The sequence below is a fragment of the Halorubrum sp. SD690R genome (assembly GCF_005435035.1).
Lineage (GTDB): Archaea > Halobacteriota > Halobacteria > Halobacteriales > Haloferacaceae > Halorubrum > Halorubrum ezzemoulense.
Genome location: NZ_SGTV01000020.1, coordinates 1 through 16,948, shown reverse-complemented (window position 1 = coordinate 16,948; position 16,948 = coordinate 1). Strand labels below are relative to the sequence as shown.

The 16,948-nt window shown below is 70.2% G+C and carries 16 protein-coding genes; 10 read left to right on the top strand and 6 right to left on the bottom strand.

Features of this window, described 5'->3' with window-relative positions:
- Positions 1 to 7 precede the first annotated feature (7 nt).
- Complete coding sequence (locus EXE41_RS12520) at positions 8 to 307, bottom strand: DUF5798 family protein (protein WP_086216810.1); 300 nt, start codon at positions 305 to 307, stop codon at positions 8 to 10.
- A gap of 127 nt (positions 308 to 434) precedes the next feature.
- Between EXE41_RS12520 and surE the strand changes: the two genes are divergently transcribed.
- Positions 435 to 1,229 (top strand): 5'/3'-nucleotidase SurE, encoded by a 795-nt coding sequence (surE, locus tag EXE41_RS12515; protein WP_137691184.1) that lies wholly within the window; start codon positions 435 to 437, stop codon positions 1,227 to 1,229.
- Positions 1,230 to 1,242: 13 nt separating this feature from the next.
- Here the strand turns inward: surE and grpE are convergent, their stop codons facing one another.
- Positions 1,243 to 1,920, bottom strand: coding sequence for a nucleotide exchange factor GrpE (gene grpE, locus EXE41_RS12510; protein ID WP_089307598.1), 678 nt, complete (start codon positions 1,918 to 1,920; stop codon positions 1,243 to 1,245).
- 439 nt (positions 1,921 to 2,359) lie between these two features.
- Between grpE and EXE41_RS12505 the strand changes: the two genes are divergently transcribed.
- The 3 genes from EXE41_RS12505 to EXE41_RS12495 all read left to right on the top strand — a co-directional run bounded on the left by EXE41_RS12505 (position 2,360) and on the right by EXE41_RS12495 (position 4,277).
- Positions 2,360 to 3,298, top strand: a complete 939-nt coding sequence (locus tag EXE41_RS12505) for a DUF1028 domain-containing protein (RefSeq protein ID WP_137691183.1) — start codon at positions 2,360 to 2,362, stop codon at positions 3,296 to 3,298.
- An 80-nt stretch (positions 3,299 to 3,378) separates the two neighbouring features.
- Positions 3,379 to 3,702 carry a BolA family protein gene (locus tag EXE41_RS12500; protein ID WP_086216724.1) on the top strand — a complete coding sequence of 108 codons (324 nt, stop codon included), beginning with the start codon at positions 3,379 to 3,381 and terminating at the stop codon, positions 3,700 to 3,702.
- 47 nt (positions 3,703 to 3,749) lie between these two features.
- Positions 3,750 to 4,277 (top strand): hypothetical protein, encoded by a 528-nt coding sequence (locus tag EXE41_RS12495; RefSeq protein WP_137691182.1) that lies wholly within the window; start codon positions 3,750 to 3,752, stop codon positions 4,275 to 4,277.
- A gap of 24 nt (positions 4,278 to 4,301) precedes the next feature.
- On the opposite strand, the gene EXE41_RS12490 is transcribed toward EXE41_RS12495, so the two are convergent.
- Positions 4,302 to 4,931 (bottom strand): hypothetical protein, encoded by a 630-nt coding sequence (locus EXE41_RS12490; protein ID WP_086216725.1) that lies wholly within the window; start codon positions 4,929 to 4,931, stop codon positions 4,302 to 4,304.
- A 283-nt stretch (positions 4,932 to 5,214) separates the two neighbouring features.
- Here EXE41_RS12490 and EXE41_RS12485 point away from each other — a divergent pair, with 283 nt between their 5' ends.
- Positions 5,215 to 6,624, top strand: coding sequence for a class II fumarate hydratase (locus EXE41_RS12485; RefSeq protein WP_137691181.1), 1,410 nt, complete (start codon positions 5,215 to 5,217; stop codon positions 6,622 to 6,624).
- An 18-nt stretch (positions 6,625 to 6,642) separates the two neighbouring features.
- Here the strand turns inward: EXE41_RS12485 and EXE41_RS12480 are convergent, their stop codons facing one another.
- Positions 6,643 to 7,026, bottom strand: a complete 384-nt coding sequence (locus EXE41_RS12480) for an ACT domain-containing protein (RefSeq protein ID WP_137691180.1) — start codon at positions 7,024 to 7,026, stop codon at positions 6,643 to 6,645.
- A gap of 81 nt (positions 7,027 to 7,107) precedes the next feature.
- Here EXE41_RS12480 and sucC point away from each other — a divergent pair, with 81 nt between their 5' ends.
- The 5 genes from sucC to EXE41_RS12455 all read left to right on the top strand — a co-directional run bounded on the left by sucC (position 7,108) and on the right by EXE41_RS12455 (position 13,552).
- Complete coding sequence (gene sucC, locus EXE41_RS12475) at positions 7,108 to 8,253, top strand: ADP-forming succinate--CoA ligase subunit beta (protein WP_086220948.1); 1,146 nt, start codon at positions 7,108 to 7,110, stop codon at positions 8,251 to 8,253.
- Positions 8,250 to 9,119 carry a succinate--CoA ligase subunit alpha gene (sucD, locus tag EXE41_RS12470; RefSeq protein ID WP_049929456.1) on the top strand — a complete coding sequence of 290 codons (870 nt, stop codon included), beginning with the start codon at positions 8,250 to 8,252 and terminating at the stop codon, positions 9,117 to 9,119. The genes sucC and sucD overlap by 4 nt, the downstream gene beginning before the upstream one ends.
- A 78-nt stretch (positions 9,120 to 9,197) precedes the next feature.
- Complete coding sequence (locus EXE41_RS12465) at positions 9,198 to 11,744, top strand: GAF domain-containing protein (RefSeq protein ID WP_137691179.1); 2,547 nt, start codon at positions 9,198 to 9,200, stop codon at positions 11,742 to 11,744.
- Positions 11,745 to 11,824: 80 nt separating this feature from the next.
- The gene (locus EXE41_RS12460; RefSeq protein ID WP_049929458.1) at positions 11,825 to 12,145 is read left to right on the top strand and encodes a hypothetical protein; all 321 of its coding nucleotides are present in this window, start codon (positions 11,825 to 11,827) and stop codon (positions 12,143 to 12,145) included.
- Positions 12,146 to 12,229: 84 nt separating this feature from the next.
- Entirely contained in the window at positions 12,230 to 13,552 is a 1,323-nt protein-coding gene (locus tag EXE41_RS12455; RefSeq protein WP_086220498.1) for a tRNA (N(6)-L-threonylcarbamoyladenosine(37)-C(2))-methylthiotransferase, read from the top strand.
- A 164-nt stretch (positions 13,553 to 13,716) separates the two neighbouring features.
- Here the strand turns inward: EXE41_RS12455 and EXE41_RS12450 are convergent, their stop codons facing one another.
- Together EXE41_RS12450 and EXE41_RS12445 are read right to left on the bottom strand one after the other, a co-directional pair.
- Positions 13,717 to 14,802 carry a sensor histidine kinase KdpD gene (locus EXE41_RS12450; RefSeq protein ID WP_080508527.1) on the bottom strand — a complete coding sequence of 362 codons (1,086 nt, stop codon included), beginning with the start codon at positions 14,800 to 14,802 and terminating at the stop codon, positions 13,717 to 13,719.
- Between the two features lie 60 nt (positions 14,803 to 14,862).
- A complete protein-coding gene (locus tag EXE41_RS12445; protein ID WP_137691178.1) occupies positions 14,863 to 16,935 on the bottom strand; it encodes a long-chain fatty acid--CoA ligase in 2,073 nt (690 codons plus the stop codon).
- Positions 16,936 to 16,948 lie beyond the last annotated feature (13 nt).

Genomic DNA, 16,948 nt, shown 5'->3' with positions numbered 1-16,948 from the left:
CAGCGGTTTACACGGCGTCGTCGTCCGCGTCGCCGCCGTCGCTCGCGGTCCGTTCCTCCTCCGCGTCGGTGATGTGTGCCTCGGTGCTCACCCGTTCGAGGTCGACGCCGACCTCCTCGGCGACGGCGTCGAGGACGGCCCGCTGCTCGGCCATCTCGTTTTCGAGCGTCTTGACGCGCTCGGAGGTGTCTATCACCGTCTCCTGCGTCTCGTCGACCTCGTCGCGGAGCTCGCTGATCTTCTTGTAGGTGCGCTCCGCGCGGTCGGCGAGCGTCTGGATCTTCTTCGCGGTGTCCCCGAATCCCATACCGACGCGTCGGTCCGGCGATACGTGTGCTTTTCCGTTCGGTGCGGCCCTCCCGAACCGTCGGTTCGCCGACCGCCGCGGCCCCGACCGACGGTGGACTTTTGCCCGACTCGCCCCTGATACGGGTATGAGCGTGGACCGGATCCTCCTGACCAACGACGACGGCGTCGACGCCGCGGGACTGCGCGCGCTGTACGACGCGCTCGCCGAGGAGTACGCGGTGACCGTCGTCGCGCCCGCGGCCGACCAGTCGTCCGTCGGCCGTCTGCTCTCCGAGGACGTGGCCGTCGAGGACCACGAACTCGGATACGTCGTCGACGGCACCCCCGTCGACTGCGTCGTCGCGGGGCTCGACGAGCTCGTCCCGGAGGTCGACGCGGTCGTCGCGGGCTGTAACGAGGGCGCGAACCTCGGGGCGTACACGCTCGGGCGGTCGGGGACCGTCTCGGCGGCGGTCGAGGCGGCGTTCTTCGACGTGCCCGCGGTGGCGGCCTCGATGTACGTGCCCGGCGGCGACGATTGGTGGAAACGCGAGTTCGAGGGCGCCGACTTCGCGCACGCGGCCCGGGCGACGCGGTTCCTCGTCGACGAGGCGGTCGAGGCGGGCGTGTTCGACCGCGCGGACTACCTCAACATCAACGCGCCGATCGCGGACGAGGACCGCGCACCGCTCCGCGTCACGACCCCCTCGACATGGTACGGGCTGCGCGCGGAACGAAACGGGGACGGTCGCGTCGGGTTCTCCGATCCGATCTGGGGCCTGATGAACGACGACGACGTCCCAGACCCCGTCGGCACCGACCGGCGCGCCGTCGTCGACGGCGAGGTGTCCGTCTCGCCGCTATCGGTCCCCCACGCCGCCGAGCCGGAGGCGGGCCTCGACGAGCTGGCGGAGGCCTACGAGGCGACGGTGCGGTCGTGAAAAGCGGGCCGCGCTACTCGCCGTCGTCGGTGCTGACGGTCACCTTCGCCTCGCTCAGGACGCGGTCGCCCATCTCGTAGCCGGGCTCGTACACCTCGTGGACGGTCCCCTCCGGGCGCTCGCTATCGACGCGGAGCATCACCTGATGGCGCGCGGGGTCGACCTCCTCGCCCGGCTCGGGGTCGATCGCCTCGACGCCCTCCTCGGCGAGCACGTCGTCGAACTTCTCCAGCGTCGACTCGACGCCGGGGCGGAGGTCACTCCCCTCGTCTTGGTCGAGCGCGCGCAGCAGGTCGTTCCGGACCGGCGTGAGCCGCTCGACGAGCGCCTCCGAGGCGCGCTCCCGGATGTCCTCCTGCTTCCGCTTCGCGCGCTCCTTGTAGTTGCTGAAGTCGGCCTTCACGCGGGCGAGCTTGCTCGTCAGCTCTTCGACCTCCTCGTCGCGCTCGCGGAGCGCCTCGCGGGTCTCGGCGAGGTCCGCCTCCAGCGCCGCCACCTCGCGGGCGAGCGCCTCGTCGTGCTCGGCGACGGCCGCGGCCAGCGCCTCACTCTCGGCGCGGGCGCCGCCGTCGTCGCCGGCGGCCGACTCCCCGCTCGCTCCGTCGGCGGTCGCCTCCGCCGTGCCGTTCGCTCTCGCCGCGTCGCCCTCGTCGTCGGCGGACTCGACATCGACGGCGTCGTCGTCGCTCATACCCGATGGAAGTCGGTCGGCGGGGATAAGCGTTCAGAACCGCGGCGAGGTCGACCCAGCGCTCCACGATCTCGTCGGCGAGGTCGTCAACGCCGAACACCTCTCCGACGCCGCGGTCGGCGCTGACTAGGCCCCGAGCGTCACGGCGCTGACGTGGATCGCCTCCATCGCCGTCGACGACGGCGACGAGCGGTAGACCGTCGGCGGGTGGGGCGCGGCCTACGAGGGCGTGGAGGCCGACCGGATCCACGTGACCGGCGCCGCGGCCCCGACCTGGGCCGAGCTAGCGGAGTGACGCGAATCGGGGCGGCGGAGTGACGCGAATCGGGGCGGCGTGGCGACGCCGACCGAAGTGGCGACGTGACGCCGCCCGAAGCGCTCGACTCTGGCTCGCGCGACGGGCGGATTTATGCTCGTCGCCCCCCACGATCGGTTCCGTATGCCACCTCGACCCTCGACGTTCTCGATCGCCGCGCGCGATCCGGAGACGGACGCGGTCGGCGTCGCGGTCCAGTCCAAGTTCGTCGGCGTCGGCGCCGTCGTCCCGTTCGTCAGCGCCGACGCGGGCGCGGTCGCCACACAGAGCTTCGCGAACGTCGCCTACGGCCCCGACGGGCTCGACCTGCTCCGCGAGGGGCACGCCCCCGCGGAGGCGATCGACCGGCTCACGGGCGCCGACGACGAGGCGCCCTCGCGGCAGGTGGGGATCGTCGGCGTCGACCCCGAGGAGCCCCCGGCGGCGTTCACGGGCGACGAGTGTCACGACCACGCGGGCGACCGACAGGGTGACCACTACACGGTCCAGGGGAACATCCTGGAGAACGCCGACACCCTCGACGCGATGGCCGCGGCGTTCGAGGAGACCGACGGGGGGCTCCCGGAACGGTTGATCGCCGCGCTCCACGCGGGCAACGAGGCCGGTGGCGACAAGCGCGGCGAGCAGTCCGCGGCGCTGTACGTCGCGAAGCCCGAGGGCGGCTACGACGGCAGGAACGACCGCTGGGTCGACGTGCGCGTCGACGACCACGAGCGGCCGATCGACGAGTTGGAGCGCGTGTTCAAGATATACGACGTGACCCTCCTCGAACGCGAGGCGCCCGACGAGACGCGGGAAGTGGCCGGCGAGACGGCGGTCGCTGTCGGGTCGGCGCTCGCCGACCTCGGCTTCTACGACGGCGAGCCGACCGCGGAGTTCGGCGAGGACGCTCGCGACGCGCTGGAGTCCTTCCGCGGCATGAACAACTTCGAGAACCACTCGCTCGCGGTGTTGGAGGACGCCGTCGCACGCGGGTGGGAGGAGACGGCCCCCGGTGACGACGCCGAGTCGCGGCTCGTCGACGCTATCTGGAACGGGCTCTCGCGGCTCGACCGCGTCTGAGCGCGCTCCCCTTGCCAGAGCGCGTTCGCCCCGCCGGACGTGGCCGGTCGACTTTTGCCCCTCCGCAACCGAGCGGGACCATGCCGATCGAACCCGACGAGGTGGCCGACCTCATAGAGGCGGACCTCCCCGACGCGGTCGCCCGGGTCACCGCGCCCCGGATCCACAACGACGAGGACGAGGACGCCCACTTCGCGGCCGTCGTCGTCTCGCCGGCCTTCGAGGGCGAATCGCTCGTCGACCAGCACCAGCGCGTGTACGACGCGGTCGGCGATCACATGACGCAGTCGGTCCACGCGTTGGAAATCAAGACGTACACGCCCGAAGCGTACGTGGAGCACGGCGACGGTGCGCTCGCCGGTGACCTCCGCGATGCCGGGCTGCTCCCCGTCGACGAGGCCTGAAACCGCGCCGCGTTCCCGCCGACTTCCCGCTTCCACCCTCCATGCCGATGCGATCCGAACTCGTCCGCGCCGTCCGCGGGGTCCTCGCCGCGGTCTCGCTGCTGGCGTTCGTCGCGCTCTTTCTGGCCGTCGAGGCGCGCGTCACCTCTGCGACCGTCCTCGGCGGACTCGCCGCGGTCGCGGTCGCGGCGCTGTTCGCGGCCGCCGGCCGCTCCGGGATCCGGCGGCTGCTCGGCCGGGGGGATTCGGGTCCCCGTGGAACAGCGGAACGGACCGCCGAAGGCGACGCGTGGCTCGACGAGCCGGTCGACGATACGGCGTGGACTGACCGATCCGACCGTGCTGGCGACGACCCCGAGACCGACCGGCCGCTCGCGAGGCTCGAACCCGCGCTCGACGACGCGTGGAACCGGTGGTCGGACGCCGCGCTGACGCTCGGGCTGGCCGCGCTGGGAGTCGGCGCGCTCGTGCTGCTCGCGACCTATCCGGGCGACGATCCGCCGCTCGGGCTGCTGTTGCTGGTCGCGTTCGGGATCAACGGGGCGCTCGTCACGCTCCCGTTCATTTTTAAATAAGGGAGTGCGGCGTCGGCGTTTCGGTCAGCCGTCCTCGCCGGTCTCGCTCGCAGTCGGCTCGTCGAATTCGGCCGCGGAGTCGTCGACCTCGTCGTCGTCGCCGGCACCGTCGTCATTTGCGGCGCCGGCGCCGCCCGCGACGCGGTCGGCGACCAGTTCAGCGAGCGGGTCGACCGTGACGGTCAGGCGGGCGACGAGGAACACCACTGGGACGAGCGCGACGAACAGGAAGGCGGCGTCGTACGCCCACGCGGCGCCGTTCAACACGGGGACCGCGACGCCCGCGAGCCCGCGGTACGCGACGAGCACCGCCCCGAAGACGACGAGCCAGTGGACCACGCCGCCCGCGTTCTCGGCGATCCGGTCCGGGCGAGCGTCCCCCTCCGCGTCGGCCTCGCCGAGCGCCAGGCGCGTCAGCAGCGCGAACTTCGGCGCGGCGTACAGGAGGATCCCGGCCACCGCGAGCGCGACGACGCCCGTCGCGACCGCGGCGAACGTCACCGGCGCGAACGGGACGAGCCGGTCCACCCCCGGTAGCAGCGTCACGAGCGAGAGCACGCCGACGACCGCCAGCGCGCCGATCAGCAGTCTGCTCGTCGACCGGACCGTGTCGCGGTCGAGCGCCGTTCCGATCGCTGAGTCGTTCGAGCTCATTGGCGCTCGGCCGTTGCCGCCGGACCGGTATATAACGGGAACGCCGTCGCCCCGAGTTGAACCGGTTTTAGTCGAATTAAATTCCCGGCCGAGAGCGGCCGATACATCTCAAGTGTGGCGCCACAGGCGGTTTCGTGGCGGCGCTCGCCCCATCGAGGCAGTCGCCGGAACCCTCGTAAAAGTCGTGTTTCTCGGTGGCAATTGTGTTGCTACCGTACCGCACGATTTCACGTGGGTGACGCCTTCCAGTACCTTTTACAGCGTCTCGCGGGAAGGCCGAGGCATGGGAGACGACTACCGCACGGAGGAGGACAGCCTCGGCGAGATGCAGGTGCCGGCGGACGCCTACTGGGGCGCGCAGACCCAGCGCGCCGTCGAGAACTTCCCCGTCTCGGGGATCGGGATGAGCCGGCGCTTCATCCGCGCGCTCGGCGTCGTCAAGAAGGCGGCCGCGCAGGCCAACCGCGACCTCGGGCTCGTCGAGGACGACACCGCGGAGGCCATCGTCGCCGCCGCCGACGAGGTGATCGCGGGCGAGCACGACGACCAGTTCCCGGTCGACGTGTTCCAGACCGGCTCCGGCACCTCCTCGAACATGAACGCTAACGAGGTGATCGCCAACCGTGCCGCCGAGATCGCGGGCGCGGAGATCGGCGACAGGGTCGTCCACCCCAACGACCACGTCAACTACGGCCAGTCCTCGAACGACGTGATCCCCACGGCGATGCACGTCGCCGCGCTGGAGGCCGTCGAGAAGGACCTCGCGCCCGCGCTGGAAACGCTCCACGCCGAGCTGGAGGCCAAGGAGACCGAATTCGACGGTGTCGTCAAGACGGGCCGGACGCACCTCCAGGACGCCACCCCCATCCGACTCGGCCAGGAGTTCGGCGGCTACCGGACGCAGGTCTCGAAGGGGATCGAGCGCGCCGAGGCCGTCCAGTCGAACCTCCGCGAACTCGCCCTCGGCGGTACCGCGGTCGGGACCGGGCTCAACACCCACCCCGAGTTCCCGGAGCTGGCCGCGGAGTACATCTCCGACGAGACCGGGACGGAGTTCCGCGAGGCGGAGAACCACTTCGAGGCGCAGGCCGCCCACGACGCGATGGCGGAGGGCCACGGCGCCCTCCGAACGATCGCGGGTAGCCTCAACAAGATGGCCAACGACCTGCGGCTCCTCGCCTCCGGCCCGCGCAACGGGCTCGGCGAGGTCGAGCAGCCGGAGAACCAGCCCGGCTCCTCGATCATGCCCGGGAAGATCAACCCCGTCGTCGCCGAGTCGGTCAACCAGGTCCACAAGCAGGTCGTCGGCAACGACGCCGCCGTCTCCGCGGGCGCCGCGCGCGGCGAGATCGACCTGAACCTCTACAAGCCGGTCATCGCCCACAACTTCCTCGAATCCGCGAAGCTGATCGCGAACGTCGCCGAGACGTTCGGCGAGCGCTTCGTCGGGAAGCTGGAGGCGAACGAGGAGTTCGCGCGCGAACGCGTCGAGCAGTCGATGGCGCTGGCGACCGCGCTGAACCCCGCGATCGGCTACGATAAGGCCAGCAAGGTCGCGAAGACGGCCCTGAAGGAGGGGAAGAGCGTCCGCGAGGCCGCGGTCGAGGCCGGCTACCTAACCGAGGAGGAGGCCGACGAGGTGCTCGCCCCCGAGGCGATGACCCACCGCGTCATCCTCGGCGACGAGGACTGAGCCGCCCGCTCGGCGACCTCAGTCGGCGACTTCGCAGCCCAGTGCTTCCAGCCGCCGGACGGGCGCGGCGCGGTCGTCCCGCTTGACGAACACGTGGTCGGTCGCGTACGACGAGACGACGAACACCGAGGCGTCGACCTCGGCGAGCGCCGTCGCGACCGCCGCGAGGAACCAGACCAGCTCGAAGGGGAGCTCGGGCTCGAAGGTGAGGCGCTTCCACCCGGGCTCGACCGCGTCGGTCGCGACGGCGTCCGCCTCGTCCTGGCCGACCACCACCGTCGTCTCACCGACCTCCCGGACAGTCGCGAACGCGCCGGGGTGTTCGCCGTCGGTCCGGCAGACCGCGTACGTCTCCGCCGGGACGCTGACCGTCTCGTTCCGGAGGAATTCGGCGGGATCCATGGGGGCAGCAGACGCCCGATGCCAAAGGAGGCGCGCCGAATCGGAACCATTTAAGCCGGTGTCGGTACCGATCCCACACGGATGAAACTTCACGAATATCAAGCGAAGTCTCTCTTCGCCGACGCCGGGATCCCGGTTCCGGACTCCCGGCTCGCGACGAGCGTCGACGAGGCGCTCGACGCTGTCGACGAGATCGGGTACCCGGCCGCGATCAAGGCGCAGGTCCACGTGGGGGGCCGCGGCAAGGCCGGCGGGATCAAGATCGCGACGGACCGCGAGGAGGCCGAGCAGTACGCCGACGAGATCCTCGGGATGGACCTGAAGGGATACACCGTCGATCAGGTCCTCGTCGAGGCCGGCGTCGACTTCGTCGACGAGCTGTACGTCGGCGTCACGATGGACCGCGGCGAGGGGAAGCCGGTCCTGATGGTGTCGACCGAGGGCGGCGTCAACATCGAGGAGGTCGCCGAGGAGAACCCCGACGCGATCGCGCGCGAACACGTCGACCCCGCGTTCGGCCTCCACCCGTACCAAGCCCGGAAGGTCGTCTACGAGGCCGGCGTCGACGCCGACGTGGCGCTCGACGTGGCCTCGATCCTCTCGACACTGTACGACCTCTACGAGGAGAACGACGCCTCCGAGATCGAGGTCAACCCCGTGATGATCACGGGCGACCGCGACGTGATCGCCGCGGACGCCGTGATGAACATCGACGAAGACGCGCTGTTCCGCCAGTCCGACCTGGCCGACATGGCCGAGGCGTCCTACGAGGACGACCTCGAACGCAAGGCCGGCGAGTACGGCTTCGACTACGTCCGCCTCTCCGGGAACGTCGGCATCATCGGCAACGGCGCCGGGCTCGTGATGACGACCCTCGACCTCGTCGACTACTACGGCGGCGCGCCCGCGAACTTCCTCGACATCGGCGGCGGGGCGAAGGCCGAGCGCGTCACGCAGGCGCTCGACATGGTGTTCTCCGACGACAACGTCGACGCCGTCGTCTTCAACATCTTCGGCGGGATCACCCGCGGCGACGAGGTCGCCAAGGGGATCAACGAGGCCCTAGAGCAGTTCGACGAGATCCCCAAGAAGGTGGTCGTCCGGCTCGCCGGCACGAACGCCGAGGAGGGGATGGATATTCTGAACACCGACCTCGTCGAGGTCGAGAAGACGCTGGAGGACGCGGTCCAGCGAGCGGTCGCGAACGCGGAGGAGGTGACCCAATGAGCATTTTCGTCGACGACGACACCAGAGTGGTGGTCCAGGGGATCACCGGCGGGGAGGGGAAGTTCCACGCCGGCCAGATGATCGAGTACGGCACCAACGTCGTCGCCGGCGCGGTGCCCGGCAAGGGCGGACAGGAGGTCGACGGCGTCCCCGTCTACGACACCGTCGACGAGGCCGTCGAGGCCGAGGACGCGGACGCCTCCGTGATCTTCGTGCCGCCGGCGTTCGCCGCCGACGCGATCTTCGAGTCGCTGGACACGGACCTCGACCTCGCGGTCGCGATCACCGAGGGGATCCCGACGCAGGACATGGCGAAGGTGAACAAGCGCCTGAGCGAGACCGACACCCGTCTCATCGGTCCGAACTGCCCCGGGATCATCACGCCCGGCGAGGCGAAACTGGGCATCCTCCCCGGTAACATCTTCTCCGAGGGGAACGTCGGGCTGGTCTCTCGGTCCGGCACCCTCACCTACCAGGTCGTCGACAACCTCACCGAGCGCGGACTCGGCCAGTCGACGGCGATCGGCATCGGGGGCGACCCGATCATCGGCACGTCCTTCGTCGACGCCCTCGAAGCGTTCGAGGCCGACACCGACACCGACGCGGTCGTGATGTGCGGCGAGATCGGCGGCGAGGACGAGGAGCAGGCCGCGAAGTTCATCGGCGAGCACATGGACACGCCGGTCGCCGGCTTCATCGCCGGGCGCACCGCGCCGCCGGGCAAGCGCATGGGCCACGCGGGCGCCATCGTCTCCGGCTCCGGCACCGGCACCGCGCAGTCGAAGATCGACGCGCTCAACGACGCCGGCGTCCCCGTCGGTGACACCCCCGAGGAGGTCGCCGACCACGTCGAGGACTTCCTGTAAGGGCCCCGCGGTCGGCGGGCTTTTCAATTTCGGTATCCGGAGCGAAAGCTAAAACTACCGGTAGGGAAACACACGCACATGAATTCTGAACCCGGCGACGCCTCTGCGGGGACCGGAGCGGCCGCGTCCGACGCGCCGGGATCGAACGCAGACTCGTCCCGATGTATCCTGTTCGTCGACGACGAGCCGGGGGCGGCTGACCTCGCGGCCACGCACGTCGATCGGCTCGTGGACGGGATCGAGACGCTGACGCGGCTGTCGCCGGACGAGGGGCTGGAGGTGGTCCGCGACGGCCGCGTCGACTGCGTCGTCAGCGACTTCGACATGCCGGGATCAAACGGGCTCGAGTTCCTCGAATCGGTCCGCGATATCGACCCCGGGCTCCCCTTCGTGCTGTTCACCGGGAAGGGGAGCGAGGAGATCGCGAGCGACGCCATCTCCGCTGGGGTGACGGACTACCTCCAGAAGGGGGCCGGTCGCGACCGCTACGAGATGCTCGCGAACAGCGTCGCGAACGCGCTCGGCCGCCGCCGGGCAGAGCGGGACCTCCGTGAGGTGAACGCGAAGGTCACGGCGATCCACGAGTTCGCGGCGGAGCTGGCATCGGTGACCGACGTTGCGACGGTGTTCGACCGGACGGTCGACGCGGCCGAGGACATCTTGGAGTTCGACCGCTGCGTCACCGCCCGCCGCCGCGGCGATAAGGTCGTCCCGGCCGTCCTCTCCGAGAGCGTCAGCGAGGAGGAGGTCCGGGCGTTCGACATCGGCGAGGGGGTCGTCGGGACCACGGTCGCGGAGCAGGAGACGATGGTGGTCGACAACCTCAGCGTCGACCCAGCGGACCCGGACGAACTGGAGGACCCCTCCTCTCCGGGTCGGTCGTCGGTCGGAGCCGACCGCCGGACCGGGTCGGAGGTGGCGGACCCGGTCGCCGACGACATCCGGTCAGCGATCAGCGTCCCGATCGGTTCCCACGGGGTGTTACAGGCCGTCTCGAACGGGCACGCCGCGTTCGACGAGAGCGACGTCGAGTTCGCGGAGCTGCTGGCGGCCCACGCGGCCAACGCCATCGAGCAGATCGAGACGGAGAACGCGCTCCGTCGGGAGCGAGATCGGCTGACGGCGCTGTTCCACGACCTCCCCCTCCCGGCGGTGCGCACCGTCGCCCTCGACGGGGGCGGCCGTCGCCTCGACGCCGCCAACGAGGCGTTCCGGGAGACGTTCGGCTACGGCGCCGACAGCGGGTACGAGGAGGTCTGCGACGAGGTCATCCCGGACAGCGCCGAGCGGTTCGAGCCGGAGGCGGTCCTCGAACGCGGCGAGCCCTCGCGGCTCGAAGTGCGCCGGCGGACCGTCGACGGGATTCGCGATTTTATCCTCCACGTCATCCCCGTCAAGCAGTCGGACGAGACGGTCCTCTACAGCGTCTACGCCGACATCGACGACCAGAAACGCATCGAGCGGACGCTTCGGCGGCTCCACGCGACGACCCGCGAGATGTTCGGCGGCGACTCGCGGGCGGAGATCGCCGAGGTGGCCACCCGCGCGGCGATCGACACCCTCGGGTTTCCGAGCAGCGGGGTCCGGCTGTACGAGCCGGAGACGAACGTCCTCCGCCCGACGGCGATAAGCGAGGAGGCCACCACGGCGTTCGGCGACCGCCCCGCGTTCGGTCCGGGCGACGGCCGCGTCTGGGAGGCGTTCGAGTCCGGCCAGCCGATCGTAGTCGACGACCTCGACACGGTCGACACCGCGGTCGGGTACGGCGAACACCGGAGCCTCCTCGTCGTCCCGCTCGGCGAACACGGGGTGATGCCGTTGGGGTCGCGGGAGCCGGAGTTCTTCGACGCGACGGACGTCCAGTTGGCCCGCGTCCTCGCCGCGAACGTCACGGTCGCGCTCAACCACGCCGAGCGGACAGAACAGCTGCGCGAGCGGGACGCGGCGCTCCAGCGGGAGATAGACCGGCTGGAGAAGTTCGCCGGGCTGGTCTCTCACGACCTCCGGAACCCGCTCAACGTCGCGGCCGGCCGGACGGACCTGGCTCGGGCGCTGACCGACGACGCGGCGGTCCTCGATGAGCTCGATCGGGTGGAAGACGCCCACGACCGGATGACGCAGCTGATAGACGACCTCCTCGCGCTGGCGCGGCAGGGTCGGACGGTCGACGACATCGAGCCCGTCCCGCTGGACGAGGCGGCCGAACGCGCGTGGCGCACCGTCGACACGGCGGGCGCCACGCTCGACGCGTCGGCTGCGACGGACGCGGTCGACGCCGACCCGGAGCGGCTCCGGACGCTCCTCGAGAACCTGTTTACGAACAGCGTGGAACACGGTTCCACGAGCAGTCGGGCAACGCCCGACGACGGCGTCGAGCACGGCTCGGACGACGCCGACGACCTCACGGTCTCCGTTGGATCGCTCCCGGACGGTTTCTACGTCGCGGACGACGGACGCGGTTTCGACATCGACCCCGAGGCGGCGACGGAGTACGGGCGATCAAGTACCCCGGACGGGACGGGGTTCGGCCTCGCGATCGTGCGAGAGATCGCGGCCGCTCACGGTTGGGAACTGTCGGTCGACGACAGGGACGGCGCGCGGTTCGAGTTCCGCCCTGAACCATAGTATATAAAAAGACGGTTGGCGTGCGCAAGGTGCGCACAGGCGGGCCACGGTTATGCGCGATTCGCCCCTGTAAGTAACGTATGGACGACGGAACCCGCGAGCTGCTCGAACCGCTCCCGCCGAGCGCCAAACTGGTCTACTACGTGCTCGACGCGGAGGGCCGGTTCGACCAGACCGGCCTCGCCGAGGAGACCCGCCTCTCGACCCGCACCGTCCGGTTCGCGGTCGAGAAGCTCACCGAGGTCGGCCTCGTCGAGGAGGGGCTGTGCCCCCGCGACGCCCGCCGGTCCGTCTACCAAGCGGTTCCGCCGGCCGAGCGCGACCCCGTCGACGAGCCGGAGGCGACCGCCGACTCGGCCTCCGAGGCCGACGCGCCGACTGCCGCGGTCGCGGAAGACTGACGCGGAACGGGGCCGACTCGCCGGGCCGCCGACGCCCCGATCCGTCGCGCTTTTGCCCTCGGGACCGATAGTAAGGACACTCCGATGGCGACGTACCACATCGAAACGTACGGCTGTAGCTCGAACCGGGGAGAGAGCCGGGAGATCGAGCGCGCCCTCCGCGACGGGGGGCACCGCCCGGCCGACGGCCCGGACGACGCGGACGTCGCCATCCTCAACACCTGTACCGTCGTCGAGAAGACGGAGCGGAACATGCTCCGCCGCGCCGAGGAGCTGTCGGAGACGACGGCCGAACTCGTCGTTACCGGCTGTATGGCGCTGGCACAGGGCGAGATGTTCGCCGAAGCCGACGTCGACGCCGAGATCCTCCACTGGGACGAGGTCCCCTCGTACGTGCTCAACGGCGAGTGCCCGACGGTCACGCCCGACGCCGAACCGGTCCTCGACGGCGTCGTCGGTCTCCTCCCGATCGCGCGCGGCTGTATGAGCAACTGCTCGTACTGTATCACCAAGTTCGCCACCGGCCGGGTCGACTCCCCGTCGGTCGAGGAGAACGTCGAGAAGGCCCGGGCCTTGATCCACGCCGGCGCGAAGGAGATCCGCGTCACCGGGCAGGACACGGGCGTCTACGGCTGGGACGACGGCGACCGGAAGCTTCCCGAGCTGCTCGACCGCATCTGCGACATCGACGGCGACTTCCGGGTGCGGCTGGGGATGGCGAACCCCGGCGGCATCCACGGCATCCACGAGGAGCTGGCCGACGTGTTCGCCGAGAACGAGGAGCTGTACGACTTCATCCACGCGCCGGTCCAGTCCGGTTCCGACGACGTGCTCGAAGACATGCGCCGTCAGCACCGCGTCGAGAAGTTCCGCGAGGTCGTCGACACCTTCGACGACCGGCTCGACCACTGGACGCTGTCGACCGACTTCATCGTCGGGTTCCCCACAGAGAGCGAGGCCGACCACGAGCGCTCGATGGACCTGCTCGCCGAGGTCCGGCCCGAAAAGATCAACGTCACCCGCTTCTCGAAGCGCCCCGGCACCGACGCGGCCGACATGAAGGGGCTCGGCGGGACCGTCAAGAAGGAGCGGTCGAAGGCGATGTCCGAGCTGAAGATGGAGGTCGTCGGCGAGGCGTACGAGTCGATGGTCGGCGGGACGTTCGAGGTGCTCGTCGTCGAGGAGGGGACGGGCGACTCGGTCAAGTGCCGCGACGGCGCCTACCGACAGATCATCGTCCAGAACGCGACCGATCGCGGCGTCGAGGTCGGCGACTTCCTCACCGTCGAGGTGACCGGCCACAACACGGTGTACGCGTTCGGCGACCCCGTGACGGAGTCGACACCGGCCGACGGCGACTCGGTCGAGCGCGACGAACAGCCGGAGTCCACGCCGTCGTCGGCCTAACGCCACGCGAACGGCGCGCTTCTCCCACGCCTAACGAACTGACCGCGACCTCGGTGTCCAGCGAACGGCTCGCGCCGCCACGCGGTCGACGCGGCGCCCGAACCGACCGAGATCGCTCCCGCACGGGTCGCACGGCCGCTACTCCGAGGCTTCCGACCTCACTCTCACCGCCGATCCTCTCCGGAGTCGACGCCGGCCGAGCCGTCCGAATCCGGCCGATCGGGGAGGCGGATCCGGACCGCAGTTCCCCCCGGCTCGTTCTCCGCGAACTCGACCGTTCCGCCCGCCCGGTTCACGGCCCAGTAGATCAGCCACAGCCCGACGCCTTCGGTGTGTTCGAGCGGGGTCTCCTCGGAGTTTCGGAGCGTCCGCCGCTCGATCCGCGGGATGCCGCGTCCGTCGTCCGCGACGACGAGGTGTACCGCATCGTCGCGCCACACGCGCACCGTCACGGTCACGTCGTCGTTATGTTCGACGGCGTTCCGCAGCGCCTCTTCGAACGCGACCCGGACGGACGGATGCGTCCGGACGACGCAGCGCTCCGGCAGCTCCGTGCGGATCGTCGCGTCGGGCGCTTCGGCGGTCAACTGCGCCACCTCCTCCTCGACGACGGTGACCAGGTCCACCGAGCAGCGCGCGTCGGTCTGCCAGATCGACGCGAGCCGTCGCGTCCGCTCGCTCGTGTCGAGGAGCGACTCCAAGTGGTCGCGGATCGTCGCCACCTGCGCTCGGGTCTCCGGGCTGTCGTCCGCCGCCTCGATCTCGGTGAGGTACCCGAGCGCCACCGAGAGCTCGTTCCGGATGTTGTGGCGCAACACCCGGTCGTTGATCGAGAGCAGCGTCGCGAGCTCCTGCGCCTCGGTGAGCTGTTCGTCCGCCTTCACCGCGTAGAGGCTCCCGCGAGACCCGACCGCCGCGCCGAGGCTGGCGGCGAACGAGAGCAGAAAGGGGAGCTTGAACGCGTGGTGTCCGATCAGCCAAATGAGCCAGACGACGGCGGCGAGCCCGGTGAACCCGAGCGCGGTCCCCGCGCCGATCCGGACCGCTCGCCACTGGCCGGAGCGAGAGATCCCCCAGCGCGGGAGGTCGCGAACGGTGTAGAAGGCGACGCCCGAGAGGCCGAGTATCAGCACCGATTCGAGTGCGATCCCCACGGTCGGGCCCGCGTGAGTCAGGTGGAGCACACCGAGGCCGAAACAACACCCCCCCAGAGCGGCGAAGCCGTATCGGGGCGGTACGTGGGGACCCATCGCCGAATTTACTCTCTCGCGACGGATATCGGTTTCTAGTTCTGCCCGGTTCCGGCCGCTCTACTCCTCGTAGATGACCTCGACCTCGTCGGCGAATCGGTCTAAGATGTTCCGTCGCTTCTTCTTCATCGTCGGCGTGAGCAGGTCGTTCTCCTCGGTGAACTCCTCCTCGACGAGCCGGAACTGCTTGATCTTCTCGTACGACTCGAACTCCTCGTTCACGCGGTCGACTTCCTCCTGAATCCGCTCGCGGACGCGGTCGTCGCGGCAGACCGCGGCGCGCTCCGCGGGCAAGTCGATCCCGTTGGCCTCGGCCCACGCCTCGACCCTCTCGAAGTTCGGCACGATGAGCGCCGAGACGAACTTCCGACCGTCGCCGAGGACGACGCACTGCTCGACGAACTCGTTGGCGGCGAACCGGTCCTCGATCGGTCCGGGGGCGACGTTCTTCCCGGTCGAGAGCACGAGCAGCTGCTTCGCGCGCTCGCGGAACGCGACGTAGCCGTCGGGGCGGAGCTGGACGATGTCACCGGTGCGAAACCACGGCTCCGCGGCGGCGGCCTCCGCGTCTCCGGGGCCGTCCCCGCCGACGCCGACGCGGTCGTCGGCCGGGGTCCCGGCGGTGACGGCGTCGGTCGGGAGGCCGTCCGCGTCGACGAACGCGTCTGCGGTCGCGTCCGGCCGGTTCCAGTAGCCGTCCGTCACCTGTGGCCCCCGGACGAGCAGTTCGCCGACGTCGCCGGCCAGGTCCGCGACCTCTTGTCCCACCACGGAGCCGTCGATCGCGATCTCGGTGTCGACCACCGGCGGCCCGATGGTGCCGACCTTCGGCTTCTCGGGCGGGTTGACGCAGATGACGGGCGACGTCTCAGTCAGGCCGTACCCCTCCAGTATCGGCAGGTCCATCGCGTGGTACAGCGCGCACAGCTCCGCCGACAGCGACCCGCCGCCCGAAATGAAGAAGTCGATGTTCCCGCCGATCGCCTCCCGGACCGACGAGAAGACGAGCCGATCGGCCACCGCCCGCTTGGCGTCGAGTAGCGGACCGGGGGCGTCGGCCTCGTGGTGGTCGCGGCCCACGTCGACCGCCCACTCGAAGATGCGCTCCTTCACCGGCGACTCGCTCGCCTGCTCGCGGATCGCGTCGTACAGCTTCTCGTAGACGCGCGGGACGCTGGTGGTCGTCGTCGGGCGGACGAGCCCGAAGTCCTCGCGGAGCGTGTCGGGGCTCTCCGCGTACGCGACCGTCGCCCCCGCCGCGAACATCATGTAGTGGCCGGCCATCCGCTCGAAGACGTGCGCGAGCGGGAGGAACGACAGCGTCGTCGACTCGGCGGAGATGCCGGGCACCTCCGGGTCGCGGTCGGGTCGGTCCGCGAACCGCCGGTAACACTGGGAGACGTTGTCCCGGAAGTTGCCGTGGGTGAGCCTGACCCCCTTCGGCTTCCCGGTGGTCCCGGAGGTGTAGATCAGGCTGGCGAGGTCGTCGACGCCGACCGCGTCGAGCCATCCCTCGTAGGCCGCCTCGTCGAACGCCGCGGCGCCGCGCTCGTGGACCTCGCCGAGGGTGTACACGTCGTCCACGTCAGCGTCGGCATCGTCCCCGAGGTCGTCGGTGTCGACCTCGTCGAGGGTCACGATCGCGTCGAGGTCGTGTTCGAGGTCGCCGCGCACCGCGAGGACTTCGCGGAGCATCTCGCGGTTCTCGGCCACGACCACGGTCGCCTCGGGGTCCTCCAGCAGGTAGCGCAGCTGGCTCGGGGACGACGAGGCGTACACGGTCGTCACGACGGCGCCAGCGGCCAGCGCCGCGAAGTCGGTCTGAGCCCACTCCATGCGGGTCTGCGAGTACATCGCCAGTCGCGTGTCGTCGTCGACGCCCAGCTCGCGCAGCCCGGTCGCGAGGTTCCGGACGATCCCCCGCATCTCCGCGTACGTCACGTCGGCGTACTCGCCCGCGGGGGCCTCCGGAACCACCCCGGACGCGACGAGCGACCGGTCGTGGACTCCCCCCTTGTACCGCTGTGCGATCCGGTCAGCGTGCCGCTCCGCGGTGCGTTCGAACGTCGCGGGGAGCGTCTCTCGGGCGATGGCGTCGTCCGTGAACGCTCGTTCCGCCTCCTGCCAACTCATACCCCCCCAGACC